19 protein-coding genes are annotated in these 25,396 nt (G+C 60.3%); 15 read left to right on the top strand and 4 right to left on the bottom strand.

Translation table 11 applies throughout. The features are described from left to right. Nucleotides 1–4: 4 nt before the first annotated feature. Together WC698_02830 and WC698_02825 are read right to left on the bottom strand one after the other, a co-directional pair. Nucleotides 5–2,299, bottom strand: coding sequence for a PKD domain-containing protein (locus WC698_02830; GenBank protein MFA6039171.1), 2,295 nt, complete (start codon nt 2,297–2,299; stop codon nt 5–7). Then, nucleotides 2,299–2,682 (bottom strand): hypothetical protein, encoded by a 384-nt coding sequence (locus tag WC698_02825; protein ID MFA6039170.1) that lies wholly within the window; start codon nt 2,680–2,682, stop codon nt 2,299–2,301. Before WC698_02825 ends, WC698_02830 begins: the two co-directional genes overlap by 1 nt. A 64-nt stretch (nt 2,683–2,746) precedes the next feature. Between WC698_02825 and WC698_02820 the strand changes: the two genes are divergently transcribed. The 12 genes from WC698_02820 (at nt 2,747) to WC698_02765 (ending at nt 17,559) form a co-directional block, all read left to right on the top strand. Further along, nucleotides 2,747–3,742, top strand: a complete 996-nt coding sequence (locus WC698_02820) for a Xaa-Pro peptidase family protein (GenBank protein MFA6039169.1) — start codon at nt 2,747–2,749, stop codon at nt 3,740–3,742. Between the two features lie 6 nt (nt 3,743–3,748). Next, on the top strand, nt 3,749–4,507 hold the full coding sequence (locus tag WC698_02815; protein MFA6039168.1) for a DUF4215 domain-containing protein: 759 nt from the start codon (nt 3,749–3,751) through the stop codon (nt 4,505–4,507). Nucleotides 4,508–4,572: 65 nt separating this feature from the next. Next, nucleotides 4,573–5,925: a peptidoglycan-binding protein gene (locus tag WC698_02810; GenBank protein ID MFA6039167.1), complete on the top strand. Its 1,353-nt coding sequence runs from the start codon at nt 4,573–4,575 to the stop codon at nt 5,923–5,925. A gap of 178 nt (nt 5,926–6,103) precedes the next feature. Continuing rightward, the gene (locus tag WC698_02805) at nt 6,104–7,162 is read left to right on the top strand and encodes a septal ring lytic transglycosylase RlpA family protein (GenBank protein ID MFA6039166.1); all 1,059 of its coding nucleotides are present in this window, start codon (nt 6,104–6,106) and stop codon (nt 7,160–7,162) included. A gap of 144 nt (nt 7,163–7,306) precedes the next feature. Continuing rightward, the gene (locus WC698_02800; protein ID MFA6039165.1) at nt 7,307–11,056 is read left to right on the top strand and encodes a hypothetical protein; all 3,750 of its coding nucleotides are present in this window, start codon (nt 7,307–7,309) and stop codon (nt 11,054–11,056) included. A 121-nt stretch (nt 11,057–11,177) separates the two neighbouring features. Beyond that, a complete protein-coding gene (locus WC698_02795; protein ID MFA6039164.1) occupies nt 11,178–13,793 on the top strand; it encodes a type IV secretory system conjugative DNA transfer family protein in 2,616 nt (871 codons plus the stop codon). A gap of 55 nt (nt 13,794–13,848) precedes the next feature. Then, nucleotides 13,849–14,259 (top strand): hypothetical protein, encoded by a 411-nt coding sequence (locus WC698_02790; protein MFA6039163.1) that lies wholly within the window; start codon nt 13,849–13,851, stop codon nt 14,257–14,259. 52 nt (nt 14,260–14,311) lie between these two features. Next, nucleotides 14,312–14,734, top strand: coding sequence for a response regulator (locus WC698_02785; GenBank protein ID MFA6039162.1), 423 nt, complete (start codon nt 14,312–14,314; stop codon nt 14,732–14,734). Between the two features lie 101 nt (nt 14,735–14,835). After that, nucleotides 14,836–15,126, top strand: coding sequence for a YbaB/EbfC family nucleoid-associated protein (locus WC698_02780; protein ID MFA6039161.1), 291 nt, complete (start codon nt 14,836–14,838; stop codon nt 15,124–15,126). 97 nt (nt 15,127–15,223) lie between these two features. Further along, nucleotides 15,224–16,237, top strand: coding sequence for an endolytic transglycosylase MltG (mltG, locus tag WC698_02775; protein MFA6039160.1), 1,014 nt, complete (start codon nt 15,224–15,226; stop codon nt 16,235–16,237). A 107-nt stretch (nt 16,238–16,344) separates the two neighbouring features. Then, nucleotides 16,345–16,695, top strand: coding sequence for a hypothetical protein (locus WC698_02770; protein MFA6039159.1), 351 nt, complete (start codon nt 16,345–16,347; stop codon nt 16,693–16,695). A gap of 255 nt (nt 16,696–16,950) precedes the next feature. Continuing rightward, nucleotides 16,951–17,559 carry an LOG family protein gene (locus WC698_02765; GenBank protein ID MFA6039158.1) on the top strand — a complete coding sequence of 203 codons (609 nt, stop codon included), beginning with the start codon at nt 16,951–16,953 and terminating at the stop codon, nt 17,557–17,559. 82 nt (nt 17,560–17,641) lie between these two features. On the opposite strand, the gene der is transcribed toward WC698_02765, so the two are convergent. Next, on the bottom strand, nt 17,642–19,003 hold the full coding sequence (gene der, locus WC698_02760) for a ribosome biogenesis GTPase Der (protein ID MFA6039157.1): 1,362 nt from the start codon (nt 19,001–19,003) through the stop codon (nt 17,642–17,644). Nucleotides 19,004–19,597: 594 nt separating this feature from the next. On the opposite strand from der, the gene leuS reads away from it, so the two are divergent. From leuS to WC698_02745, 3 genes are read left to right on the top strand one after another with little or no spacing between them, the layout of a single operon-like run. Next, a complete protein-coding gene (gene leuS, locus WC698_02755) occupies nt 19,598–22,132 on the top strand; it encodes a leucine--tRNA ligase (protein ID MFA6039156.1) in 2,535 nt (844 codons plus the stop codon). A gap of 51 nt (nt 22,133–22,183) precedes the next feature. Next, entirely contained in the window at nt 22,184–23,656 is a 1,473-nt protein-coding gene (locus tag WC698_02750; GenBank protein MFA6039155.1) for an NOL1/NOP2/sun family putative RNA methylase, read from the top strand. Between the two features lie 20 nt (nt 23,657–23,676). Further along, complete coding sequence (locus WC698_02745; protein MFA6039154.1) at nt 23,677–24,507, top strand: CPBP family intramembrane glutamic endopeptidase; 831 nt, start codon at nt 23,677–23,679, stop codon at nt 24,505–24,507. A gap of 37 nt (nt 24,508–24,544) precedes the next feature. Here WC698_02745 and WC698_02740 read toward each other — a convergent pair whose 3' ends face one another. Then, nucleotides 24,545–25,339: a hypothetical protein gene (locus tag WC698_02740; protein ID MFA6039153.1), complete on the bottom strand. Its 795-nt coding sequence runs from the start codon at nt 25,337–25,339 to the stop codon at nt 24,545–24,547. Between the last annotated feature and the right edge of the window lie 57 nt (nt 25,340–25,396).

The raw sequence follows: 25,396 nt of genomic DNA, 5'->3' as shown, positions 1-25,396 counted from the left end.
TCGTTCAAGCCGCAGAATGCGGGTCGTCTGGCTTCTGCGAATCGGGTTTCAGCCCTTCCGCTTCCACCATGAAGATCACCTTGTCGTCACCTGCCGCGGGTTGTTCCTCCTTTGGTGTCGGTTGAGCCGCCGGAGCCGGTGGGGGCGGGGGGATGGAAGGAGGAGGGACATCTGGCGGCGGAGGAAGGGGTTGCGCGGGCGACGGTGGAGGGGTCTCCTTCGTCTGCGGAGGAGAGTGCGGGGCGGGAGGAACCTGCGGTGTTGCCGGAGCCTGCGTCGGCGATGGCTGACCGCTGACCGCCCTGTCCACCGTGGTCCCGATTTGCGGGACGGAGGAGGATGATCCCTGATCGCCGGGTTGCTTCCTCTTTTTCAGGTTATCCCTGTACCTCTTCCTCTTGGATCTCTTCTTCTCCCGTTCACGCTCCAGCCTGTCCTTTTCCTCAAGCGTGAGCTCGCGTGAAGGTGCGGCTGGCGCGGGAGTTAGAGGAAGCGAAGGTGTTACGGGAGCCGATACCGGTGATGGTGCGGCAGGCGGCGGAACCGGAAGAAATGCGGGTGTGCTCACCGGCGGCGGCGGTGCAACCGGAGGGACGGGCTTCTGAAGTGTTGGAAGCGTAGGTGGAGGTGCCGCGGGGGCAGTCTTCTGCGGAGGCGAGACGGCGGGGATCGGCGTCACCGGAGGGGACGGGGACGGTTGTGCCGGAGCTGCTGCTGGCGAAAACGGCGGAGGTTCCTTCACTTCTGGCGTGGGAGGGGGAGCGGCTACCGGTGCGGATGCCGCGGCTTGCTTCTCAATTCCTTTCTTGAGCCACGCCGGTGCATTGTCTACATCAATGGATGGAGGGGGCGGTGCGGGCGGTGGCGGGGGAGCGGGAGCGGGCGCTTTCGGTTCCACAACGGGAGTCGGGGTTTTCTTCATGATCTCCAACACGGGTGCGGGCGGAAGAGGGGAAGGTTCTGCCTTCTGCGCCGGAGGCTCCGGCACTTTTTCCGCAATGTCCGGACGCCGGATCGCCATGGGGGGCGCCACATCAATCACATGCGGGGGCTGCTCCGGCTTGGTGAGCTTCGTTTCCATGTTTTCAAGCCTCTTCTGCAAGCCGCCGCCTTCCCGTTGCAGCAGCTTGCCCACCGCCCACACGCCCGTCCCTCCCACCACGACCGCGCCCAGGAAGATCAATGCGATGCGGAGGAGGAGGGAGAACATGGAATTGCCCTGCATCGCGGGAGGCGACACCTCGGGAACGGAGGAAGCGGAGGACGCTTGTGACGAAGGGTTCTCCGTCGGGACGAACGCGGAAACCGGGAGGGAGCGGGTGGTTTCGAAGAGATTCTGTCCGCTGCGGAGGTCCACGAGACGCACGTGCACGTCATAGGTGCCGCTCTGTGCGTAGGTGTGCGTGGGTGATGCCAACAGACTTTCCGTTCCGTCACCGAATGACCAGAAGTACAGCACGGGGATGGAGAGGTCCCGCACTTGCGGCAGGGAGAACTGCAGCGTGCCGCCGCTCGCGGTGGTGACCACAATGGCGCTGTCCCGCGGGACATCGGGGGAAACGGGAACGTCCTCCGCGCTCCGAACGATGCGGATGGCCTGTTCGACGGTGGTGGTGTCATTACGCAACGCACTGATGTGCAATTCACGTTCCGCACGCGGCGAAGAGAGCCAGAGGAACAGCGGTACGCGGGCGCTGCGGAAGAACGTTTCCGACGCATCGTCATCGTCACGCGCATTCCCGTTCCCATCACGGTCCACCGCCACATCGATATCCAGGATGAGGCGCGCGATGTCGTGCTGAGGAGGGATCAGTTGCAGGAATTGGCGGTTGGCGGGCAGGCTTACGGACCCCGAGAGGAGAGGAGGGGAGGTGCTCACCGGCGGACCTTCCGCGGCGGCGGAAGACGGAGCGCCTTCCCCTGAAGGACGGTCGCGGACATCGATGAGCAGGATGCGCTGGGCGACGGGTGTGCCGTCCGCGGAGGCGGCTGTGGCATCCAGCCTGTATGTCCCGGCATCCGTCAGGCGGGTGCGGAAGAGCGGGAGATGCACCGCCTGGATGAACGTGCCGTCCTTCTCCAGGATCCAAGTGAATTGCGCGTCCGCCGCGTCGTTCGTGCCGAGTATTTCCAGGACGTCTCCCGCGAGGAGGCTCACGTGTTCCTCTTGCGGCGGCACCGGAACGGATTCTTGCGCACCTACCGCCGACACGAACGTGCAAAGCAGTGTGCCCAAGACGGCCGTGAGGAAGGCCGTTCGGTATGCGGGGGCGCGGAGAGGGACGCAGTGCATCACCATCAAGGCGTGATGATATTGATGAGGAGGGTCACGATGATACGGGAGAGGATAATGATCGCCAGGCCGATGGCCATATAGATGATCGTTTTCTTCGCTTGGTCCTTTTTGGCGTCATCCCCCAGGGAGATGATGAGCAGGATGCCGGCGTAAATCACCACAGCCACCGCGACGAGGGCGATGAGGTTGAGCACGGTGATGATGATGGTGATGACGATGTCCGTGAGGTTCGCCGCGGGGACACCGATGCCGCTCGCCTGTTCCACCCCTCCCCACAGCCCGCCCCCCTCGAACGTGGCGGCATCGGAAAGGGGCACCAGGGCGCGCAATCCCTGCGCCAGCCATTGCGACGTAGCCGTGAGGATGGAGTAGACGAAAGCGGACATGGGAGTTGGTGTTCTTTCCTATTATGATATCATAAAAACGGCTTTTTATCCACCAGCTCTTCCCATGCGTCCCAAGGGTCCAAAAACGCTTCTCCGACGTGCAGGAACCCCCCTGTACCTGGTCACGGATCCCTTGAACATCCGTTACCTGAGCGGGGTGGGGATGAGCGCGGGGGCGTTGCTGGTCACGCCGGAGCGGTATCTCCTCTTCACGGATGCACGGTACGGCGAGCGCGCGGGGCGGGAAGCGCGGAAGGGGATTGCCATTCGGGCGATCGATGACTTGCAACGGTACCTGCGGAAAGGCGTCGTGTGCGGCTTTGAGTCGGAACGCGTAACGGTGGGGGGCCGGGCACGCTGGGCTGCACGGCATCGCGGTGTCCGCTTCGTCCCCCGTCCGAACGTGGTGGAGCACTTCCGCAGGCAGAAGGAAGAGGATGAAGTGCGCGCGTTGCGCCGTGCGCACCGCCTCACGCGGGAGCTTCTCCGCCGCATCCCCCGCGTCCTCCGTCCCGGCGTCACTGAGCTGCAGGTGGCGCGTCAACTGGCGGTCTGGTCGTTGGAGGCGGGTGCGGAAGGCTTGTCGTTCGATCCCATCGTCGCCTTCGGGGCGCACACGAGCTCACCCCACCACGCACCCACGTCGCGGGCGTTGCGGAGAGGGGACATCGTTCAGATCGACGTGGGCGCGAAGGTGGAAGGCTACTGCGCCGATATGAGCGAGGTGTTCTTCACGGCCGCGCCGACGGACGATCAGCGGAGGGTCCATGGCGTCCTCCGGTCAGTCCAGAAGAAGGCCATGCGGGAAGCCGCCGCGGGGGTTTCGACGCACGTTCTGGACCGCCTGGTGCGTGACCGCCTGCGTACGCACGGCCTAGAGGAAGCCTTTACGCACGCACTTGGTCATGGCGTGGGGTTGGAGATCCACGAGGGCGTCACTCTTTCCCACAAGCGCCCGGAAGAGACGCTGCTCGCCGGCGAGGTGATCACCGTGGAGCCGGGGGTGTACTTTCCGGGACGGTGGGGAATGCGTGTGGAGGATATGGTGTATATTTCCTAGGTTCACATGTTCCGACCACGCGCAGCGCTGGCTCTGGGCATCCTCCTCGCCATGGGTCTCCCGGGCGCATGGAAGGCCGTGTTCCGGCCTGCAGTGCCGCACGCTTCCGCGGCCGTGTGCCTTGCGGAAGGGCGCGAAGGCAGCACGCGCTCTTGGCAGCAGCTTTCCTGTTGCGAGGGGTTGCGGGCGCTCAAGAAATCCGCGCGCGTGCAGAACGGCTGGGGGTGCAAGGTGGCGGAAGCGGACGAGGAGAAGATCGTGTGCACCAAGTGCGGCGACGGCGTGTGCGGCAGGGGCGAGACTTCCTGCAACTGCAGCAAGGACTGCCGCATCCCATGGAAATGCGGCAACGGGAGGCCGGACGGGAACGAAGCGTGTGACGACAAGAACCGCAAGGTGGGGGACGGCTGCTCGGAACGGTGCACGGTCGAGGAGGGTTGGTCGTGCCGCGGGTCGCCGAGCGAGTGCGCCGCCCGCTGCGGTGATGGCGTGGTGACCGCGAACGAACAGTGCGACGACAGCAACCGCAAGAGCCGGGACGGATGCTCCTCGCAGTGCGTTGTGGAGACCGGATGGTCGTGCGAGGGAGGGCCTTCCCGCTGTACCGCAGCAGGCGCTCTACCCGCGACCGGCATGGTGCTCTGCCTGGGGAGGGAGGACGGTGCGGTGGTGGTGCTCGACGAAGGCTGCGCGGCGTGCTCCTGCTATGGCGGCGGCGTCCGCTCTTGCACGCGGCTGCCCTGCACGCAGCAATTCGCCTTCTGAACGGGGAAACGGAGGAATGCGAGGGCTGGAATACATGTTGTATTTGTGCTACAATAAGCGGAAACATGCACATCAAGAACCGCATCATCGCCCTGGCCCTGGTTGCGGCAATACTCCCTCTTCCCGCCATCAGCGCGGGGGAGCAACCGTACCGCCAGGACTTCCTCATCACCGCGTACTACTCCCCCAAACCGGGGCAGTGTTGCTACGTGCGGGGATCGTACGAAGCGGACATCGAGCTCAACGGGCGGGGCACCAACGGAGCGAGCGGCGTTCCCGTGCATCCCGGCATGGTCGCTGCGCCCAAGGCGTATCCCTTCGGCACCCGCATCGATTTGCCGGGTTTGGGTGTGGTGACGGTGGAGGACCGCGGCGGCGCCATCACCACGCTGGAAGACGGCACGCACCGCTTGGACATTTGGGCGGGGGAAGGGGAGGAGGGCTTGGCGCGCGCATTGGCGTTCGGCTTGCAGCGCATCTCCGGCACGGTGTATCCCAAGGGGAGCAGGCAGCCTGCGGAGTCCCTTGCGCTCTCCGCGTTCACGGCGGACTGGGCGGAACTCTCACCGCTCCTGGAGGGGCGCGAGCGCCTGATGCACGTGGCGGTGAAACAGGGTGATCGGAGCGCATCCGTGCAGCTTCTGCAGGAACTGTTGCAGGCGAATGGATTCTTCGGACGTGAACCGACCGGATTCTTCGGCCCGGAGACGCAGAAGAGCCTGGCGGCATTCCTCAAGGCATTCAGCTTGGAGGAGCCCTCGGATGCCCTCTCCCCGCGCACGGCGGCTTTTCTCCTCGCCGCGGAGAACATTTCTAAGGAACAGCCGATCCCCAAGGTGCAGGCGGGGAGCCCGCCCGCGCGCATTGCGGACGTGCAGCGCCTCCTCCGCCACCTGGGGTACTACAGGGGACGCACGCACGGCAAGTACGACGGCAACCTGCGGCGGGCGATCGTCGCCTACCAGCGCGACCAGGGCGTGATCGCATCGGCGGGGGAACGGGGCGCGGGGACGGTGGGGCCAAAGACGCATGACGCGCTCGCGCGGAGCCTGTGGAAGAAAAAGGTCGCGCGCTGCGCAAAAGAAATGGTCCTTCTGGCGCGCATCGATGACCTGGTCCTTGAGCAGAACAGGTTGCCCACGGTTTTCCTCGGCAAAGGCGACAAGGGGGAACAGGTGCGCCTCCTCCAAAAGCTTCTTGCCGAGAGGGGATTGCTGCCCGCGCACCGCGCAACGGGATTCTACGGTGACGAGACGGAGAAGGCCGTGATCGCCTTCCAACTCCAAGCGGGAGTGATCAAGGATGAAAAGGACAAGGGTGCGGGGAGAGTGGGTCCCGGGACGAGGATGAAACTGCTCACGGAGATACGTTCGGAGATGTATCGATTAGTAAGGAGTGGGGGATGGGAGGTGCTTTGATTGCGTATTTCGTAGTGCGTATACTTACAGAAGGCTTCTTGAACGAAGATACGTAATTCGCAATACGTACTACGCAATACTCTTCCCATCTATCTTGCACAGACAGCAACATTGTGTTTTATGGTTCCCTTCCCAAGGTCAAGATTGCATTCGGAAGGGATGTGGGGAAAATGGAGAGGTGAAGAAAACAGCATGCTTCCTCATCGGCTCCATCCTTCTGTTCTCGTCGTCCGCCCCCGCGTTTGCCGCAACATCGGTGACGCGGCGCCAGGGCTTCCTTACGCTGTGGCAGAGCCTGCAGCGCCCCGTGGGGACCATACACGAAGATCCGTACGCGGATGTGCCGGAGGGGGCGGAAGGGGAGCGGGAAATCACCTATGCCAAGGACAGGGGATTGCTGGAGGATGAGGAGGCGTTCCATCCCGATGATCCGTTGCGCTTGCAGGATGCCCTCCTGTGGCTCTTCCGCACGCGGAGCGTGGAAGCGGAAGGGAAGGACATCGATGAGACGGCAGAGGAAGACCTTCCCGCGCTCCTCGAGCGCTATCCCATCACGTCACTTTCGGAATCCCTAGTCTACGTGGAGGAAGAGGAGCTCCTGGACCTCATGCGCGACCTTGATGGGATGCTGCGCGACGAAATCCACGAGGTAAGCCTGTACTCGGAGAAGTTCCACGGGAAGGGCACGGCCTTCGGCGAGACGTTCGACATGAACGCGTTCACGGCGGCGCACCGCACGTTCCCCCACAACACGCTCGTGAAGGTGACGAACGCGGACAACGGCAAGAGCGTGCTCGTGCGCATCAACGACCGCGGGCCGTACGTGAAAGGCCGCGACATGGATTTGAGCCTCGCCGCGTTCCTCCAACTTGCGCCGCGCTCGGCGGGCGTGCTGCGCAACGTCACATTCCAGCGCCTGGGCGACGCAAACTTGGTCGGCCCGTGCCAGAACGAGCCGCGCTACCAGAGCCGCATCACGCGGAATGCGCGCCTCCTCCCCGGCATTCCCCACTTCTTCAAGCTCGGTTCCTCCCTCACGCTGCGGGGGAGCGATGCGTTCGTCCTGCGCCACATCGGCTATCCCGACGGCAACGGCACGGACATGCAGGAGTGGGTACTCGCCGGCGAAACCTACACCTTTTCACCCTCCGTGGAGGGGCGCTACAGCTTCTTTCTACGGGATAAGAACGGGAAGGGGAGGGAGATGGTGACGAATGTGATCAAATGCAGCGAATAAGCTGTGATTGAGGCTTGGGGTAGGGCTAATCAGGTAAGTGACAAATAACAGACAAAGTGGTATAATTATAAGTAATACCAATATCCTATGCCTGTTCCTACAAACGAAATACCAAAAGAAAATCTGGAAGCTACCGCAGATTCATTGAGTGAGCTCCTTACGCAACCGGGAGGAGCACAGAATCTGGAGCAGCTGAGGGCGCAAGTGGAAGCGCTTGCGGCGCAGACGAACGTGGCGGAACGCGGGAAGATCTTTTCCAGTATCCAACGTCATCTCACCACGGAACAATTTGAGGATCGGGAGCGGGAGCTGGTGAACCGCAACCTGCAGGAACTCCAGAAACGCATGGGGGACGGGAGCGAAGCGGGAAAGATGGTGGAGTCCCTGCGCAAGACCATGACGGAGCCGGAAAAGGTCATCATTCCGGATGAGGTTACGGAACCGTCGCCGTCGGACAGGAAGAGCCTGCCCACAGGAGTCCCCGTCGCCGTACCGGCGAATGTGCAACCTTCAGCGCCAGAAACATCCAAGCTGCGGAAGTACTTCCCGAAAACATGGGACGTGCGCGAGTGGACGCCAGAGCAGATCGCGGTAACGTCCACTCTCACGTTGGGAGGCATCGGACTTCTGTACTTGGCGAGGCGTTGGTGGAAGGGGAGGAAAGAAAAGAGTGACGGAGGTGCGGAACAGCCGAGGAGGGGCGGAATACTGTCGTGGCTCAAGTGGATTCCCATTCTCGGCCTTGCGGGATTCGGCCTCTACAAAGGACATCAGTACCTCAAGGGCAATCTCGATTGGTACAGGCAAAGGATGGAAGGACTGGAACAGAAGATATCCGGATGGAAGAAGCCCGCGGAAACTGCAGCGGGAGTCGCGGTGACGGCGGGAGGAGTGGGGGCCGGTGCTGCAACCGAAGCGGGGGAAATCGCTCTCGGTGCCGGTGAAGTGGCATTGGATGCCGCCGCCGTTGTGAACGACAGTGCACGCGTGATCCTCGAAAGTTTCCGTGGAGGTGACGTTGGAGCTGCGCTTGAAGCCTTGAAGAAGAGCGGAGGCTCATTCATCGAATCCGGGGGAAAGTTCTTCGTATGGTGGGGGAAGGAACTCATCCGCCTTCCCTATGAGTACGGTTCGCAGTGGACCACGTTCCTCACGCAGGGCGGCAACCAGTATGAACTCGGCACCGTGATCGGTGAATTGGGGATCATGTATGTGTTCAATACCGCGGTACTCAAGGCACTCCTTACGGGACAGGTCAGGATTCCCAACTGGGGAACGGCCGGCCGCGTGATCGGAGCGCCGTTGTACCTTATCAAAGACGGTTACCAAACGGTGCATATCCTCACACGCGACAGGGCGGCCTTGAAAGTGAAACTGGGGGGGATCTTGGGCAGGCGTTTCTTCCTGGAACGCATCGCCGTGAAGCATGCGAAGGAGTTCGCCGCGAGCGGTTCGTTGGACGATCTGGAACTGGCCGTCCGGCAATGGATGCGATTCGATAATGAGATCGCCATAGCAGAGCAGCGTATGGGAAGGGGATTGGGCATGCACTTCGACGAAAATTCCGTCCGTTCGCTCCGTGTGAAACAGGGGAAGGTTGCCAGTGCCATTCACGAAGCCCTGAAGGGGTACCAATTGCCTCCCGATGCACCGGAATGGGTGGAAAACCTGTGGAAAGCGCGGGACGCGTCTTCCGCGGGTTTTGAGAAAGTATTGGAGAATCCGGGATCGGATCTGCGGCAAGCGGTATCCAGTGCCGACGTTGATGTTCACGTGAACGCCGAAACGCCCCGTCCATCCAGCGAAAGCGCGGTCGAAAAGCCCGCTTCGAGCGAACCACCCAAGAACAACACCCGCCCGTCATCCGTGGACGAGGGGGGGCCGGTGCGCAAGTTGGCGCCTGAGGTTGAGACGAAACCCGGTCTGCGCCTCTATGACCCCGAAGGGAAACTGGGACAAGGAGCGAGTGCTGCGGTGGCGAGTACGGAGGCGGCAAATGCCATTGATCCCCGCGTGGAGAGGCAGCTGCAGGCGTTCAAGGGGAATAAGAATATTGCCGACGCTCTTGCCATGGCAGGGGAGAACGCATCGGAGGTAGAGCGTCTCCTCTTCAATGAATTGCGTGCGCTCGATGCGCCCACGCTCCAGATGATCAACGAGAGCGGTAAGGCGAAGAAGCTTCTCGCGGGCGCGGTAGCCACGGGGAAACCTGCGGAAATGGCGCGCATCGTCTCCGCCGCCCGCAGAGCAACGGCGCTTCGCGTCGGATGGAACGGCATCGGCGCCGCCGGTGACTTGTTCGGCTTGTACATTGCGTACTGCGACATTATGGCAAACAGGGACCGCATTGCGGAGACGGAGAATGCCGCTCTCAAGGAGATCTACGGCAAAGCGTACTACCTCTATGCGGGAGAAGGCGCCGCAAGCGCCACGGGTCTCATCGTCGGCGGTATTGCCATCTATCAGGCGTGGACGGCGGGAGGGAGCCTCATTGTGGCGCTCGGTGCTCCGGCGGGCATGGTCATGCTTCCCATCGCAGCCGCCGCCATGGGTGCGCGTTACACATACAAGAAGTTGGAGGAATCGAGCGAGTACCACTCCCTCACGCAGCGTGACTTGGAGAGGAAGTACAGCCCCGGCCAGATTCTCCACCACATCGGCAAGTCAACGCATCTAACCAACGTCAACTGGTCGCAGGACCTCTTCCTTTCGGAGAACATGGCGCAGACGGGAAATGAGGTGGCACGTTCCGAGGGGTACCGCGCGTACTTTGCACAGCTTGCGGCTTCCGCGGTGCCGCGCGTGACGACGTTGGACATAAATGATGACACATTGAAGGATCTGCGTGAGATGGAACGCACTTCACCGGTTCCGGCCGGCGCAAAGACAAACTTGGAGTATGAATTGGAGAACATGCAGCGGGAGCGCGTCGGCATGTACGTGAAAGCCGCGGAACGCTACATCGCCTACAAAACAAACGATTCGTTCGACCTGGTCACGCCGGAAATGCTGCGCAACGCATCGCTCTACGCAGAGATGCAATACGAGCAATGGGAACGCACCGGCCGCACGGACTTTGAATTGCCCAAGAACACGGTGTACTGGACGGAAGCGGAAACTATGATCGCCGCGCGGCTCATGGAGTCGCAGCGCCTCGTCACGCAGGACATCTGTGCACTGAGTGCCGATGGCGAGAAATTCGAGAACGAAGCCCCGGCGAAGATCCTCTATCTCATCCGTGACGATCTTGCCGCTTGTGAACGCACAGTATTGAACACGAATTACTCCAACTGGACTTCCTGGAGTGCATGGAAAGGAGAAGAAGGGATGCAGAAGATGGCGCGCGGCGTTATTGCGGAAGACCTGTGGAACGTCATCCATAGTGTAGCGGCGCAGGTGCGCGGTGGACGGAAACTGCAGGATGCAGATGTGCTCATCCTTACGCAACGTTTGCGCAGCGCCCTGCAGCAGAATCCGCAAGAATGTGCGCGCAGAGGTATCGAGTCCTCCCATCCGGCTTACTTCGAGAGGGCAGGGGCGTTCTCCGCCAGGTTAAGCATGTCCGGCATGCTGGATTATCTGGATAGTTACCGTCTCTCCGCTCCCCGAACGCTAGGTGCAGACAGGGCATCTGCCCTCCCGATCACCAACTTGGAATACTACGCCAAGGGCAACACGGTAACCGTGGATCTCCCCGAGGGGGTGACGAAGGGATACGTCTCCATCACGGAACCGTACGTCATGCGCCCGTCACGGGCGGGTGTGGAGCCGGTGCAAATGAAGGAACCGGGTGCGTACGAATTCGCTGCGGGTGAGTACCAGTTCTGGAAAGGCACGAAGCAGGAAGGGAACCCCGGCATCGTGCTCATCGTCCGGGAAACCGGCCGTTCTTGAGCCCGAATGGATGACACTCCCACAGCCTGAATCCTTGGCGTTTAGGCCCCCTTTTCGGCTACCGCAACCCGCGTTTTTGTGCTATAATTACTGGAATATAGCTTAATCTCATATTCACTCAATGATCGGGTTTCTGCGCATCTTCTTCTGGCCGATCCTCTGGGTCCTCGTCTGGATCGCGGGGTACGCGGGGCTGGGCGTGGATTTGCTGAAGGTGGCGGCGGCGTGGTGGGTGCATGATCCCGTGGAGAACACGCTCATCATCCTCACGGCCTACATGCTGTGGCGGTGGCTGAAGTACACCGTGCGGTTCACCTACGCGTTGTGGATGGGCAAGCGCCTCGTTTCCATGAAGGTGATGCTGCCGCGCACCGAGAGCAAGATCGACCAGGAGAAGCGCACCGAAAAGGATTTCAAGGAGAAGGTGGCCATCATGGAGCAGCTCTACCGCGCACTGTGGGAGGTGAAGAGCCTCACGTTCTGGCAGCACATGCACTTCTGGATCTTCCGGTACGCCACCATCAGCTTCGAGCTCTACGTGGAGCACGGGGAACTGACGTTCTACGTCCTCATGCAGCCGAGCCTTGCCTCCATCGTGGAGAAGCAGATCACAGCGTTCTACTCGGACGCGGAGGTCACCATGCAGAAGACGCCGGAAATGAAGCGCAAGGGGTTCAAGACCGTGGGGTACAACATGATCACCAAGAAGAAGTTCTTCTTCCCCATCCGTTTCTACGACGAGATGCAGGATGACCCCCTCAACGACGTGAGCAACGTGCTGAGTAAGCTGGAGGAGGATGAGATGGCCGCCTTGCAGGTGATCATCCAACCGGTGTTCTCGGATGGGTGGGCGAAAAAGACCAAGAACTACGCCAGCCTCAAGTTCAAGGGCAAGGAGGACCGCTGGGTGGCGCGCATCCCCCTCCTCACCACGTTCATCAACGTTGTGGGCGGCGTGGCCACGGGCACGGAGGGCAGCACCTTTGCGCCGGGGGCGACGCAGGGCGACAGCTTCGTCCGCATGATCCAGCCGGAGGAGGAGCTCTACAAGCGCATGGGGCAGAAGGCGGGGATGAGCGGTTTTCACACCACGGTGCGCATCCTGGCGTCCGCCAAGACGTGGCGCCGCAGCCTGGACATCACCAACAACATGCAAGTGGCGTTCAACATCTTCAAGGACGTCTACGGAAACTGGTTCATGAACCGTCGCATGTTCGTGGACTTCTTCCCGCTGTTCATGAATGCGCCCCTCATCCAGTGGTTGTGGTCGAAGCGCATCAATGGCTACTGGCACCGGCGGGACCTGTTCGTGGAGAAGGAGCTTGCCGGCCTCTTTCACTTCCCGGACAGCCGCTACAACAAGATCCCCGTTATCCAGTGGATCACGTACAAGGTCTTGCCGCCCCCACCCAACGCCCCCAAGGACGGCATCCTGCTGGGCCTCAACCGCCACCGCGCTGTGGAGACGCCCATTCGCTTCCTGGACGGCGACCGCACGCGGCACCAGTACATCATCGGGAAGTCCGGCTGCGGCAAATCCTCCATGATCAGCTTCCAGGCGCGGCAGGACGTGGCGCGCAATTCCGGGTTGTGCGTGGTGGACCCGCATGGGGACCTCATCGAGGACGTTCTTGCCCACGTGCCCAAGGAGCGCGCGAAGGACGTGGTGGTCTTTGACCCCGCGGACACCGAGCGGCCCATGGGGCTCAACCTCCTCGAGGCGACCACCGACCAGGAGAAGGACCGCGCTTCCCTGGACGCCATGGAGATCTTCATCAAGCTCTTCGGCAACGAGATCTTCGGGCCGCGCATCCAGCACTACTTCCGCAACGGCTGCCTGACGCTCATGGACGACGAGGAGGAAGGTGCCACGCTCATCGACGTCCCGCGCCTGTTCGTGGATGACGAGTTCCAGCGGTACAAGGTGAGCAAGTGCAAGAACGTGGTGGTCCGCTCCTTCTGGGAGCACGAGATCGCCAAGACGGGGGCGCGCGAAAAGGAGGAGATGATCCCGTACTTCAGCGCAAAGTTCGGCCCCTTCGTCACCAACACCACGATGCGCAACATCATCGGGCAGCCGAAGAGCGCCTTCAACATCCGCCAGATCATGGACGAGGGGAAGATCCTGCTCGTCAACCTCTCCAAGGGGAAGATCGGGGACATCAACGCGCAGCTCCTCGGCCTCATCTTCGTGAACAAGGTGAACATGGCCGCACTCTCCCGCGCCGACGTGCCGCGCGAGGAACGCACGCGCTTCTACCTGTACGTCGACGAGTTCCAGAACTTCGTCACCGACGCGTTCGCCACCATCCTCTCCGAGGCGCGCAAGTACGAGCTCGCCCTCATCATGGCGCACCAGTACATCGGACAGCTGGTGGGCAAGACCGCGGAGTACGAACAGGCTTCCACCAAGATGCGCGACGCCGTGTTCGGCAACGTGGGCACCATCATGAGCTTCAAGATCGGCGCGGAGGACGCGGAGTACATGGCCAAGGAAATGGCGCCCGTCCTCAGCGAGCAGGACGTGATCGGCATCCCCAACTTCCACTGCTACGTGAAGCTGAACATCAACAACACCACGTCGCGTCCCTTTTCCATGGCCACCATCTGGGACGAGAGCCAGCGTAACGACAAGCTGGCGGTGCTCATCAAGGAGTACAGCCGCATGAAGTTCGGCCGCAAGAAGGTGTTCGTCAATCAGGAAATTGAAGACAGGATTGGCATTTCCCACGCGTGAAGCTGATGCAAAAAGACCTCAAATCTGCTATAATTCCTTGATACACACACCCACTATGATCCGCCTCGTCGATACGCCACAGGCCGCTGCACCCGATATCGTCAGTCGCTTCCTCTCCGTCTCGCAACGATTGCAGAGCCGTGAACCGGAAGTGCGGCGTTTGGCGGAGCAGGAGAGGCGGGCATTGATTGGGGAAATGACCGGTGCGAATGGGGATGAAGTCCAGAGAAACCTTGATCAGCAGCAAGTCTTCGACCATCTCCATTGGCGTACCTGTGCGTCGCGGAATGGGATCGTTCGTCTCGGCGACGCGTTGAACGAAGCGCTTGCCATGACCCCTGAACCTATGGGCAAAACAGCGGCGAGCATGGGTGAGGCAACCGGACGTGTGCTTGGGGGAACCATCGGGGGCATTGGCAAGGGGATAGTGATGGGGATAGTCCGCGTGTTCAAGCCGAAGAAGTAGGAGCAAGGTTCGTCTTGTACATGCTGCTGTCTTTGCTACAGTTTCTTCCTTTATGAAACTTCTCATTGCGAAAGACGACGAGGGTGTGCGCAGCGTAGAAAGTATTGCTCAGGATGCGGGAATTCAACCGGCAGACATTACGGTGGCACGCACCGCAGAGGCTGCGCTTGACGCATTGGCTGTCGCCGTTCCCGATATGGCCATCGTGGATCCGCACCTCACGGAACGTATGGATCTTGAGGACGGCATCGCATTGATCGGGGCGATAACACAGCGCAACCATGAGTGCATTGTGATTTGTTTGACCGGTAGCGGGTCGATCACGCTGGGTTGTAGGGCAATACAACGAGGAGCGAGGGATTACATTGATTGTGATCTCCCTCATGTCAATTGGTGTTCGTATTTGAGGCAGAAGGTGGAGTTATGGCGTGGAGTACTCAGGGCAGAGAGGGATGAAGGCAATACCGTTCAATGATGTTTCTTTCATCAAGGGGATGCAAACGTGCACGATCGTCGGTCCCTTTCCCAAATACGAGAAATATTTCCCTACGCTCCCCGATCCTCTATGATATCTCCATGGTCTCCTTCTCCCAAGCGCGCGACATGTTCCGCCTCCAGCGCGAGGCGAAGAAAGTGAAGAAAGAGCTGAAGAATATCCACGTGGAAGCCGAGGCGCAGGGTGTGAAAGTCACGGTCACCGCGGAGATGGAAGTGGTAAGCATCGAGATAGCGCCGGAGGTTCCCCGCGAGAAGATTCCAGCCCTCATCACCGATGCCCTCAACCGCGCCATGAAGAAGGCGCAGGTGGTGAGCGCCGAGAAGATGCAGGGGATCATGGGAGAGATGGGTATGCCTACCGGACAATGAGTAATGCAGAATGGGAAATGAGAAATGCAAAATGCCGCCAAAGAGATTGTATGGGACCGTCATTTCCAATTTTGCATTTCCCATTTATCATTCCATTATGAAGAAGCTCAAGAGTCTGATTATGCTGGCCCTCCTCGTGTTCGCGGGGACCCTGTTCTGGTACTACCGGTCCCTTCGTCCCGTCGACGCCGGCGATGCCGTACGGCAGATGGTGGACATCCCTCAGGGTTCCTCAGTGACAGCCATTGCGGACATCCTCAAACAGAAGGGCGTCATCCGCTCGCCACTCGCGTTCCGGCTCTCCGCCAAGTTCCGGGGCGTACAGGCGCAGATGAAGGCGGGGACCTTCGTGTTGCGCAAGTCACAGAGCACGTCAGACGTCATCGGCATCCTTACGCGGGGGCACGGGGAGGAGGCGTCGGTGACCATTCCCGAAGGCTTTTCGGTGCAGGACATTGATACGCTTCTGGCGGTGCAGGGGATTACCGCGAATGGGGAAATCACCTCCTGCGCCCAGACGTGCGATTTCTCCACCTACGCGTTCCTCCCGTCCGGAACGGGCCAATTGGATCGGGGTGGCAAGCTGGAAGGCTACCTCTTCCCCGATACGTATTTCATCGTGAAGGATGAGTTTGTGCCCAAGTTCTTCCTGGAGCGTCAGCTCAATACGTTCCGTAAGCGCGTGGTGGAAGGCTTGGCGGAAGACCTGCGCACTTCCAAGCGATCTCTCCATGAGATCATCACCATGGCGTCGCTCGTCGAAGAAGAAACGCGCACGGAGGAGGAACGGCCGGTGGTGGCGGGCATCCTGTGGAAGCGTTTTGACGAGGGGATGGGCTTGGGTGTGGATGCCGCCGTGCGCTACGCCGTCAACAAACCGCGAGATGCCATCACCAAGGACGACCTGGAAGTGGATTCACCCTACAACCTGCGGAAAGTGCGGGGATTGCCGCCGGGTCCCATTGCCAACCCCTCCCTCTCCAGCATCAAAGCCGCGCTCCATCCAAAGGAGACGGCGTACTGGTACTACCTCCACGACGGGAACGGCACCATCCACTATGCCGTCACGAACGATGAACATAATGCGAACAGGGCGCGGTACCTGCAGTGATAACTGCTCCATTTCCTTGTCCGGTCCCCCGCGGTCTTTTATGCTGTCTCAATGGTGTTCATTCACACCAACGGGAAAAAAGTGACTGCTACGGTAAGGAGAAAGTGATGTGTAAGGACCAGTTTGAGACGGATGAAGGGGAGGCCGTTCGAGCAGAGATGTTTGCATGCTTGAAGGCAGCGGGGTTGGATGAAAGCCTGCAGTACGTCATCATCCGCACGCCGCAGAATCAGGTGAGAAGTTGGATCGATTGGGGTCGTACTTTGATGCGGCCTGCCGTACCGCCTCTCCTGCGTGCAACACGGCATATTGAACAGGAGGAACGACAAGTGGATGATCAGTTGTTCATCGTGTTACTGGATGCGGGATTGGATATCACCTTTGCACAGACGATTGTCAAGACACCGCAAAGAATACTCGTTCAGTGGCTGCAATTTGCGGTGAAACAATGGTGGTAAGCCGTCGTGCGGCTGTTCCCGATAAACCTGCTTGAGGCGCGGTCTCAAGCCCCTACGTCCAGTCTCCGGGCTGGACGTATTTGCACTGAGCGCCAGCCGTAGCGGAAAAGACCGATTTATGGTATACTGGATCGATGGGTGCACCGCATGAGATTCCTACGGGTGTATCTCCTGCGCAAGCGGGTCGGTCGCCTGGTATGCTTGTCCTTGAACGCCGCGCGCCTCATCATGCCTTCCCGTAATCACCTCCGCCGTATGCCCCACGAACACAAACTCAAGATCGGCGTCATGGGTTCCGCAAGCGGTCCCCATAGTTTGGATCCCGCCGCGCGCGAAAAGGCGCGGACGCTGGGGCGGGAGATCGGGCGGCGCGGGTATATCTTCATCAACGGCGCCTGCCCCGGCCTCCCCAACGACGCCCTCCTGGGCGCGCAGGAAGAGGGCGGTATGACGCTGGGCATTTCCCCCGCGTTCTCAGAACACCAGCACATCAACGAGTACCAAAGCCCTCACTCGCACGACATGATCATCTACACGGGGATGGGGTTCATGGAGCGTGACGTCATCAACATCCGCTCCACCGACGCCATCGTCATCATCGGCGGAGGCATCGGCACGCTCAACGAGTTCACCATCGCGTACGATGAAGGGCGGCCCATCGGCGTCCTCACCGGAACCGGCGGTATCAGCGATTCCATCGAGCATATCGTGGTGGAGCTCAGCGCGCGCGAGATGCCCTCGAACCTTGTGATGGACGACGATCCCGTGAGGCTCATGGACAAGCTGGAAGTGGCCATCAAGTCTTTCCCGCTGCCCATGTTGGAGGACAATCGGGTGCGGAAATTCGGGGAGGGGAGGGGTTAGGGGGTAGGGAGTAGGTAGTAGGTAATAGGATTTCGGTATGTGCTTGTGTTGGTTCTCCAACCTACCACCTACCCCCTATAACCTACTCCCTGTCATGATTCCCTTTGGTCACCCAACGTATCGGCGAGCCGGCGAAGTCGAACGTTTCGCGCAGCCGGTTCTCCAAGTAGCGCAGCTGGCTCACCTTCACTTCCTTGGGGTTGCGAACGAAGAGGACGAACGTGGGGGGGATGTCTTTGGCTTGTGTGATGTGCTTCGCCGTCCCCACGGCGCCCACCGGTTTCCCGTACGTGTGGTCCCCGAGCCAGTTCTGGAGCTCCTTGGTGGGGAGGCGCCGCAACCGGTTGCGGTGCGCCATTTGGATGAGGTTGAAGAGCTTGGGGAGGTTTTCCCGCGTCTCCGCCGAAGAAGAGAGGACGGGCGCGTACTTGCAGAACCGGAACTCATAGGCGATCTCTTCCTGCTTCGCCTTCCGTTCCTCCCCCTTGAGGAGGTCGATCTTGTTCAGGAGGATGATGAGACCCTTCCCTTCCTCCACCGCCAGCCCGGCGATGGACTTGTCCTGCCGGGAGACGGGCCCTGAGGCATCCAGCACCACTACGGCGATATCCGCGTCCTCAATCGCCTGGATTGTCCGCAGCACCGCAAAGCCCTCGATGCCCCGCTCGCTCTTGGCGTGGCGCTTGAGCCCCGCCGTATCCACGAACAGGTATTGGCTGCCTTCGCTGGTAATGACGGTGTCCGTGGTGTCCCGCGTGGTTCCCGGAATATCGGAGACGAGGCGCGGGGATTCCTCCCGCTGCGTATCACTCATGAGCGCATTGATGAGCGAGCTCTTCCCCACGTTGGGTTTTCCCACGATGGCGATGCGCGGGACCGTCGCGGAGGGCGCCTCCGGCGCCTCCTCCGCCTTCCGGAAATGCATCCTCTTCAAGTGGCGCGCGATGGCTTTACGGATGTCCTGCGTACCCACGTTGCTAATGGCGCTGACGGGGAAAACCTCGTCACCAATGCCGAGTTCCAGGAACAAACGTTCCGCCTCTTCCGCGAGCTCGGGATTGTCGCACTTGTTGAGGACCAGGAGCACGGGCACGTGCCTCTTGGCTTTCCTTCGCAGCAGCTGCGCGATTTCCCGGTCGCTCCGCGTGATCTCCTCCCTCCCGTTGGCGGTGAAGAGGATGAGGTCAGCGTGCCGCAGCGCGATGAGGGATTGCTCGTGCACGTCCTCCTCGAAGTCCTTGTCCGTTGTGCCGCCTCCCATGCCACCCGTGTCCAGGAGCAGGTAATCCGCTCCGTCACCTTCCACTTTGCTCGCGATGTGGTCCCGCGTGGTGCCCGGCACCTCGCTCACGATCGCCACGCGCTTGCGCACGAGACTGTTGAAGAGCGTGGACTTGCCGGTATTCGGCCTGCCGATGATGGCGACGACGGGTAATTTGGCCATGGGGAGAGTGTAACAGCCTTATCGACTGTTCCGCAGCCCTTCTTCCCAATGTCTTTGCACGATCCGGAGCGGGAATCCCGCTCGTTCTGTTCATCGTAAACGGTACAAGAACGTACTATTCAGTGCGTTCTTTTGGGGGACGACATCCATTCCGGGGACGGCATCGCTTCGGGATCCTCAAATTCATCCTCAATGCGCAGGGAGAAAAACGGCGTACGTCCTTCCCTTGTCACAGATTGTGGTAATGCTTGCGGTGTGGAGAGAACGGCCTGCACAGCCTTCCTGGCAATTTCACTGTTGGCAGTACCGTCGTTCACCACGGGGGGCACATGCTCAACCGAAGCCGTTGGAAATTCCACTGATCTCATGAACCTACCATGCATCATGGCAACGGAAGAGACAAGAGACTAAGGGAGGAGAGTGGAATTCATGGCTTCACGATGCGGATAATCAGTCGTTCCTGGAGGCGTTGGGACAAACAAAGCCGAGCGCCCGCGCGGGGAAGTGCCGGTTCGCAGGTCTCCGGAGTGATTGGCGATGCAGCCGTAGCACAGATCCGCTATGATTTTCCCATACTTCGATACCTCAGTTGAAATGCCCAATCCCTACAACCCCGCAGAAGCCGAAGCCAAATGGCGCAAGCGCTGGGAGGAGGAAGGCGCCTACAACGTCAACCTCAAGAAGGCGAAGAAGCCGTACTACGGTCTGGTGATGTTTCCGTACCCGAGCGGCGATAAATTGCACGTGGGGCATTGGTACAACTACGCGCCGGCGGACAGCTATTTCCGCTACCAGAGGATGCTTGGGAACGATGTGTTCACGCCCATGGGGTTCGATGCCTTCGGGCTACCCGCGGAGAACTACGCCATCAAAACCGGCGTCCATCCCGACGAATCCATCACCAAGAACGTGGCGACCATGGTGGAGCAGCTCAAGCGTTTAGGCTGCATGTACGACTGGGGGAAGATGGTCAACACCTCTAAGCCCGAGTACTACAAGTGGACGCAGTGGCTCTTCCTGCAGATGTTCCAGAACAACCTCGCCTATAAGAAGGAGGCGCTCGTCAACTGGTGCCCCAAGGACGTGACGGTGTTGGCGAACGAGCAGGTGAAGGAAGGGAAGTGCGACCGGTGCGGCACGGAGGTGATCCAGAAACCGCTCGCGCAGTGGTTCTGGAAGATCACGCAGTATGCGGACCGGCTGTTGGACGGGCTGGAGAAGCTGGAATGGCCGGAGAAGACGAAGTTGATGCAGAAGAACTGGATCGGACGGAGCGAAGGGGCAGAAGTAGAATTCGGGATAAAAGGTCGAAGCGAAACGATTACGGTTTTTACGACGCGTCCCGATACTCTCTTTGGAGTCACATATATGGTCCTTGCCCCAGAGCATCCGCTGGTTGATGTCATTACCATTCAAGAACGAAGAATTGCGATTCAGAAATATATCCATGAGACAAGAAAGAAGACCGATCTTCAGCGTTCAGCTGACATCACTAAGACCGGGGAATTCACTGGCGCTTATGCAATTAATCCAGTGAATGGAGAAGAGGTTCAAATTTGGGTAGCGGATTACGTTCTTATGCATTACGGAACGGGTTCAGTGATGGCTGTTCCGGCACATGATGAGAGGGATTTTGACTTTGCTTCCTACCATCAGCTTCCCATCAAATGCATTATTGATCCTGATATGGGTGTGGTGAATTTTTCGTTTTACGTTCATCCGAAATACGCAGTAATCGTTCCAAAAGGTAACAGTACTGAGGAAGTGCAGCATCAATGGGATCAGGATTGTCGTAATCATGTCTTGTCAAATCAGAAGTGTTGGACTGGACCAGGAAGAATGATTGATTCAGGTTTGTTAACGGGGCTTTCAAACGAAGAGGCTAAAAGAAAGATTGTGGAATGGCTTGAGGAACAAGGTAAAGGAAGAAAGCAGATTCAGTACCGTCTCAAGGACTGGCTCGTCAGTCGCCAGCGGTACTGGGGCGCCCCCATCCCCATCGTGTACGATCCGGAGGGAAAACCGCATCCCGTACCCGAAAAACACCTGCCGTGGCTCCTCCCGACGGACGTGGAATTCAAGCCTACGGGGAAATCCCCCCTCACCGATTCCAAGGAATTCATCGAACGGACCGAGAAGCTCTTCGGCAAGGGGTGGACGCCGGAGTTCGACACCATGGACACCTTCGTCTGTTCCAGCTTCTACTATCTGCGGTACCTGATGGAAGGTGATCGGAAGAAGTTCGTCGACAAGAAATTGGAGGGGATGTGGATGCCGGTCTCCATGTACATCGGCGGGCCGGAGCATGCCACCATGCACCTCATCTACGCGCGCTTTGTGATGATGGCGCTGCACGATTTCGGCATGGTGACGCATGAAGAGCCTTTCCGCCGCTTGGTGCACCAAGGCCTCATCACCAACCAGGGCGCCAAGATGAGCAAGAGCAAGGGGAACGTGGTGAGCCCCGACGGTTTCGTGGACCGCCACGGCGCGGACGTCTTCCGCATGTATTTGATGTTCATGGGGCCGTTTACCGACGGGGGCGACTGGAGCGACAGCGGCATCAAGGGCATCGACCGCTTCGTGCAGCGCGCCTGGACGATCTTCACGGAGAAATCGGGAAACGACGCCACGGAGAGCGCCGCATTCCAGAGCCTCCTCCATAAGACCATCAAGCGCGTCACCGATTCCGTTTCCACATTCCACTTCAATACGGCCATCAGTGCGCTCATGGAGTTCCTCAACGCCGCGGAGGCGGCGGGGCAAGTCTCCACGGAAACGGCCATGACGTTCGCGCGGCTCATCGCGCCGCTCGCGCCCCACTTGGCCGAGGAGTTGTGGGAAACGCTGGGCGGCCCCCACTCCGCCAAGGCTTCGCGGGGCAAGAAGGGATTCGTCATCGACCAGGACTGGCCTTCGTTCGATCCCGCCCAGCTCGTCTCCGACACCATGACCATCGTGGTACAAGTGAACGGCAAGCTGCGCGCGAACATCGAGGTCCCCCGCGACACGGCCGAAACCGAAGTCCTCGCAAAGGCCAAGGAAGAGGAGAATGTGAAGAAATTCCTCACGGGGCCTTTGAAGAAAGAGGTGTATGTGAAGGGGAGGTTGGTGAATCTTGTGGTGTGATTGTCGGCTTGACGGGTTCTGCGGGATGATCGTTTCCGCTACACTCTGCGGGTGCCACACCCCTTCGACCGTTATGCGGCGTTCACGGACGTGGAAGCGCTCAAGGCGGCTTCCGAGCGTCCCCTGCGCAAATCCATGCGCGTGAACACGCTCAAGTGCTCCGTACCGGAGTTCCTGGAATGGGCGGCGAAGAAAGGATGGACCGTGGCGCCGGTGCCGTGGTGCGAAGAAGGGTTTTTCATCGATCGCGAAGACCGGCACTCGGCTTTGGGGAAGGATCTCCTCCACCTCCTCGGGCATGTGTACATGCAGGAAGCGGCCAGCATGTTCCCTGTTGAGCTCCTGGACGTGCAGCCGGGGCATGCGGTGCTGGATATGGCCGCAGCCCCCGGGAGCAAGACGACGCAAGCATTGGCCAAGATGGGGTCCAAGGGCGCGGCCGCGCAGGGCGTGCTCATTGCGAACGACGTCCAGGAAAAGCGGTTGTGGACGCTCAAGGCCGCGCTCCACCGCAGCGGCGTTACGAACAACATCGTGACGAAGAAGGTGGGCCAGTGGTTCGGCAAGCAGATGACGGAGAGGTTCGACCGCGTGCTGTGCGATGCTCCCTGCACGGCGCAGGGCACGGCGCGGAAGGACAGTGACGCCCTTCTCTACAGCTCCGAGGAAAATGCCGGCAAAATGGCGCGGCTCCAGAAGGAGATGCTCGAGGCGGCCATCCATGCCGCCAAAGTGGGCGGCCGCATCGTCTACTCCACCTGTACGCTCACGCCGGAGGAGAACGAAGGGGTGATAGCCTACATACTGAACAAATATAGTGAACAAGTAGAAGCCCTGGATGCAGGGTTGATCGCGAAATCCGGATTGGAGAAAGCCATCGAGGATTCCCACCGCGTCCAACGGCATATCGGCGTGGGTCCCTTCCCTTCCCTGCGTCTGTGGCCCCAAACATTCGATACGGAAGGGTTCTTCTGCGCGCTCCTGCACAAGAAAGCGCCAACGAGGAAGGGGGAAAGGCTGCCCGCTGTGCGGTTCCAGGAGGACCCGGTACCACGGTCGCGGCAGAGGGAATTGGAGAAGGGACTGGAAGAGGCGTACGGCACGCCGTTCCTCTTCCCGGGGGAACAGCTCTTCCAGCGGGGTACGCAACTCATCCTCTCCACGGAGGAGGTCTCCTCCTTCCACCTTCCCGTGCAGGACTACGCGCTGGGCATGCCGTTCGGCCGCCGTCTTGAAGACACCCGCCTTCGCCCGGACGCAGACCAAGCGACGGCCGGAAGGCAAGGCCGCGTGCGCATCGACCATGAGATCGCAACGCTGCGCGGTCACTTGGCCACGAAGGGCGTGATGATGATCACGGAGGAGATGATGGCCGTGCTGCTCGACGGGAAGGACGTCTCGTGCCCGCCGCAGTTGCGCGGGGACATCCTCCTCAATTTCGACGGGAAGATCGTGGGGTTCGGCTTGGCGAAAGACGGCCTCCTGCGGAACCGGTTGCCGCGGTGGATGATATGGAAATCATGAGGTGTGCTACACTTTCCCCCATGAAGTTCGCCAACACGAAGTTCTTCCTGTGCCTCTTCCTCCCCGGAATGGCGGGCGCCGTTGCCGTGGTGCCGTACGCGTTCTCCACCATCGGCGTCACCAGCCTGGAACAACCGCCGCTCCCGCTGGAGAATCTCGTCACCATCCAAATACTCATGTCCGCCCTTGTGCTTGCGGCGGCCATCTGGATCGGGCGGAAAGTATCCCGACGAGTGGGCTTGGGGGCTCCCTACGTCGAACGGCTCTGCGGGGTCTCCTCGCCCTCTTCCCTCTATCCCCAAACGGCACCGTTCCGTACATCCCGCGAAGTCTTCCGTTCCTTCCTCTTCACGGTGGCCGGCAGCGTCTTTCTGGGGGCGGGGGTGGTGGCGCTTGCGGTCCTCCTGGATTTCGTCATCTTCGGCAACGCGTTCGGGGCCAGCCTTTCGCGCGGGGTCACCCCCGTCTGGCAGCGCAGCCTGGCCGTCCTCTACGGCGGCATTGATGAGGAGATCCTCATGCGCTACTTCGTCCTGTCCACGGTCGCTTGGGTCCTCCATAGGGCGGAGAAACGGACGGAGGGAGGGCTCTCGGCGTTCGGACGGTGGACGAGCATCGTGGTCACCGCCCTCATCTTCGGCGTGGGGCACCTCCCCTTCGCCGCGGAGATCGCGGTGCTGGACTGGCGGGTGATAGCGCGGGTGCTGCTGCTCAACGGCGCGGCGGCGACGGTCTTCGGATGGATCTACTGGAGACGGGGGCTGGAAGCGGCCGTCGTGGCGCACGCGACATCGGATGCCCTCCTCCTCGTGGCGCTTCCCTGGGCGATCGGGAGGATGGTGGCGGCATGAAACCGGCTGCTGCCTTCACCCTCCATGTCAGAGACGTTTATTTCTGCTGGTAGAACGCCGGAGAAGCTTTGGCGGCAAGCCTCTTATCACGGATGCGCAGGATGATGAAGGTGACGCAGCACACCACCGCGATGCCGAGCGCGAGGTACTGGGTGGTGGAGAGCTGGGTACTGAAGAGGCCGAAGAGTAATTGCTCTTCTTCCGGGAGCGCCGTCTCCTGCGTACCGCCCTCGGGCGGGGGCAGGGTGGCGGGATCAACAACCTCCTCCGTTCCGGCCGGCGGCGGAGTGGTGGGCGCTGGAACGGATATGGTCTCCAAAATGCCGTTCAACGCATCTGTCGCATCCGCCGATACCGGTGTAAGGATGAGGAGGTCCGGGGAACCGGGGTGCACGTTGAAGGCGTAGAGGGACGTGCCGGGGAAGGGATCCACGAGCAGCGCCGAACCCGAGGAAGGCCTTGTCTGCAGTGAGAACTTGACGCCCTGGATTCCGTTGGCCACCACGTCCTCCGTCGGTTCGATGAGGCACAGGTATTGGCACAGGACGGTCCCCTTCGTCTTCAACAGGTCCTTGTAATCCGTGACGGGGGCATCCGCCGGAGCGAAGGTGACGAAGGTGGTGACGAGGGCAAGTTCACCGTTCCGCAGAAGGGTGACCTCTTCCCTCCAACTGGCGCTCGTCGTGGAGGCCGTGTACGAATCGGGGTATTGGAAGGAGTAATTGAACTTCTCCGAGGTGAATTGCTGGGTGGCGTTCTGCGCGAAAACAGAGGCATTTCCCGCGAGGAGGAATGCCAGGACCATGGGACCGACCGCTTTGCGGAGCCTCATGGTTGGTAATGGTACCCTCGGGAGAGGGTGGAGGCAATGAGTCGTGAAAGGGGAAGA

The organism is Candidatus Peribacteraceae bacterium (assembly GCA_041661065.1).
Lineage (GTDB): Bacteria > Patescibacteriota > Gracilibacteria > Peribacterales > Peribacteraceae > CAIKAD01.
This window is presented reverse-complemented; position numbering and strand designations above follow the sequence as displayed.

Excerpts from the sequence above, each read along its gene's own strand:
- WC698_02830 (MFA6039171.1), bottom strand. The coding sequence starts at position 2,299 with ATGGTGATGCACTGCGTCCCTCTCCGCGCCCCCGCATACCGAACGGCC.
- WC698_02825 (MFA6039170.1), bottom strand. The coding sequence starts at position 2,682 with ATGTCCGCTTTCGTCTACTCCATCCTCACGGCTACGTCGCAATGGCTG.
- WC698_02820 (MFA6039169.1), top strand. The coding sequence starts at position 2,747 with ATGCGTCCCAAGGGTCCAAAAACGCTTCTCCGACGTGCAGGAACCCCC.
- WC698_02815 (MFA6039168.1), top strand. The coding sequence starts at position 3,749 with ATGTTCCGACCACGCGCAGCGCTGGCTCTGGGCATCCTCCTCGCCATG.
- WC698_02810 (MFA6039167.1), top strand. The coding sequence starts at position 4,573 with ATGCACATCAAGAACCGCATCATCGCCCTGGCCCTGGTTGCGGCAATA.
- WC698_02795 (MFA6039164.1), top strand. The coding sequence starts at position 11,178 with ATGATCGGGTTTCTGCGCATCTTCTTCTGGCCGATCCTCTGGGTCCTC.
- WC698_02790 (MFA6039163.1), top strand. The coding sequence starts at position 13,849 with ATGATCCGCCTCGTCGATACGCCACAGGCCGCTGCACCCGATATCGTC.
- WC698_02785 (MFA6039162.1), top strand. The coding sequence starts at position 14,312 with ATGAAACTTCTCATTGCGAAAGACGACGAGGGTGTGCGCAGCGTAGAA.
- WC698_02780 (MFA6039161.1), top strand. The coding sequence starts at position 14,836 with ATGGTCTCCTTCTCCCAAGCGCGCGACATGTTCCGCCTCCAGCGCGAG.
- mltG (MFA6039160.1), top strand. The coding sequence starts at position 15,224 with ATGAAGAAGCTCAAGAGTCTGATTATGCTGGCCCTCCTCGTGTTCGCG.
- WC698_02770 (MFA6039159.1), top strand. The coding sequence starts at position 16,345 with ATGTGTAAGGACCAGTTTGAGACGGATGAAGGGGAGGCCGTTCGAGCA.
- WC698_02765 (MFA6039158.1), top strand. The coding sequence starts at position 16,951 with ATGCCCCACGAACACAAACTCAAGATCGGCGTCATGGGTTCCGCAAGC.
- der (MFA6039157.1), bottom strand. The coding sequence starts at position 19,003 with ATGGCCAAATTACCCGTCGTCGCCATCATCGGCAGGCCGAATACCGGC.
- leuS (MFA6039156.1), top strand. The coding sequence starts at position 19,598 with ATGCCCAATCCCTACAACCCCGCAGAAGCCGAAGCCAAATGGCGCAAG.
- WC698_02745 (MFA6039154.1), top strand. The coding sequence starts at position 23,677 with ATGAAGTTCGCCAACACGAAGTTCTTCCTGTGCCTCTTCCTCCCCGGA.
- WC698_02740 (MFA6039153.1), bottom strand. The coding sequence starts at position 25,339 with ATGAGGCTCCGCAAAGCGGTCGGTCCCATGGTCCTGGCATTCCTCCTC.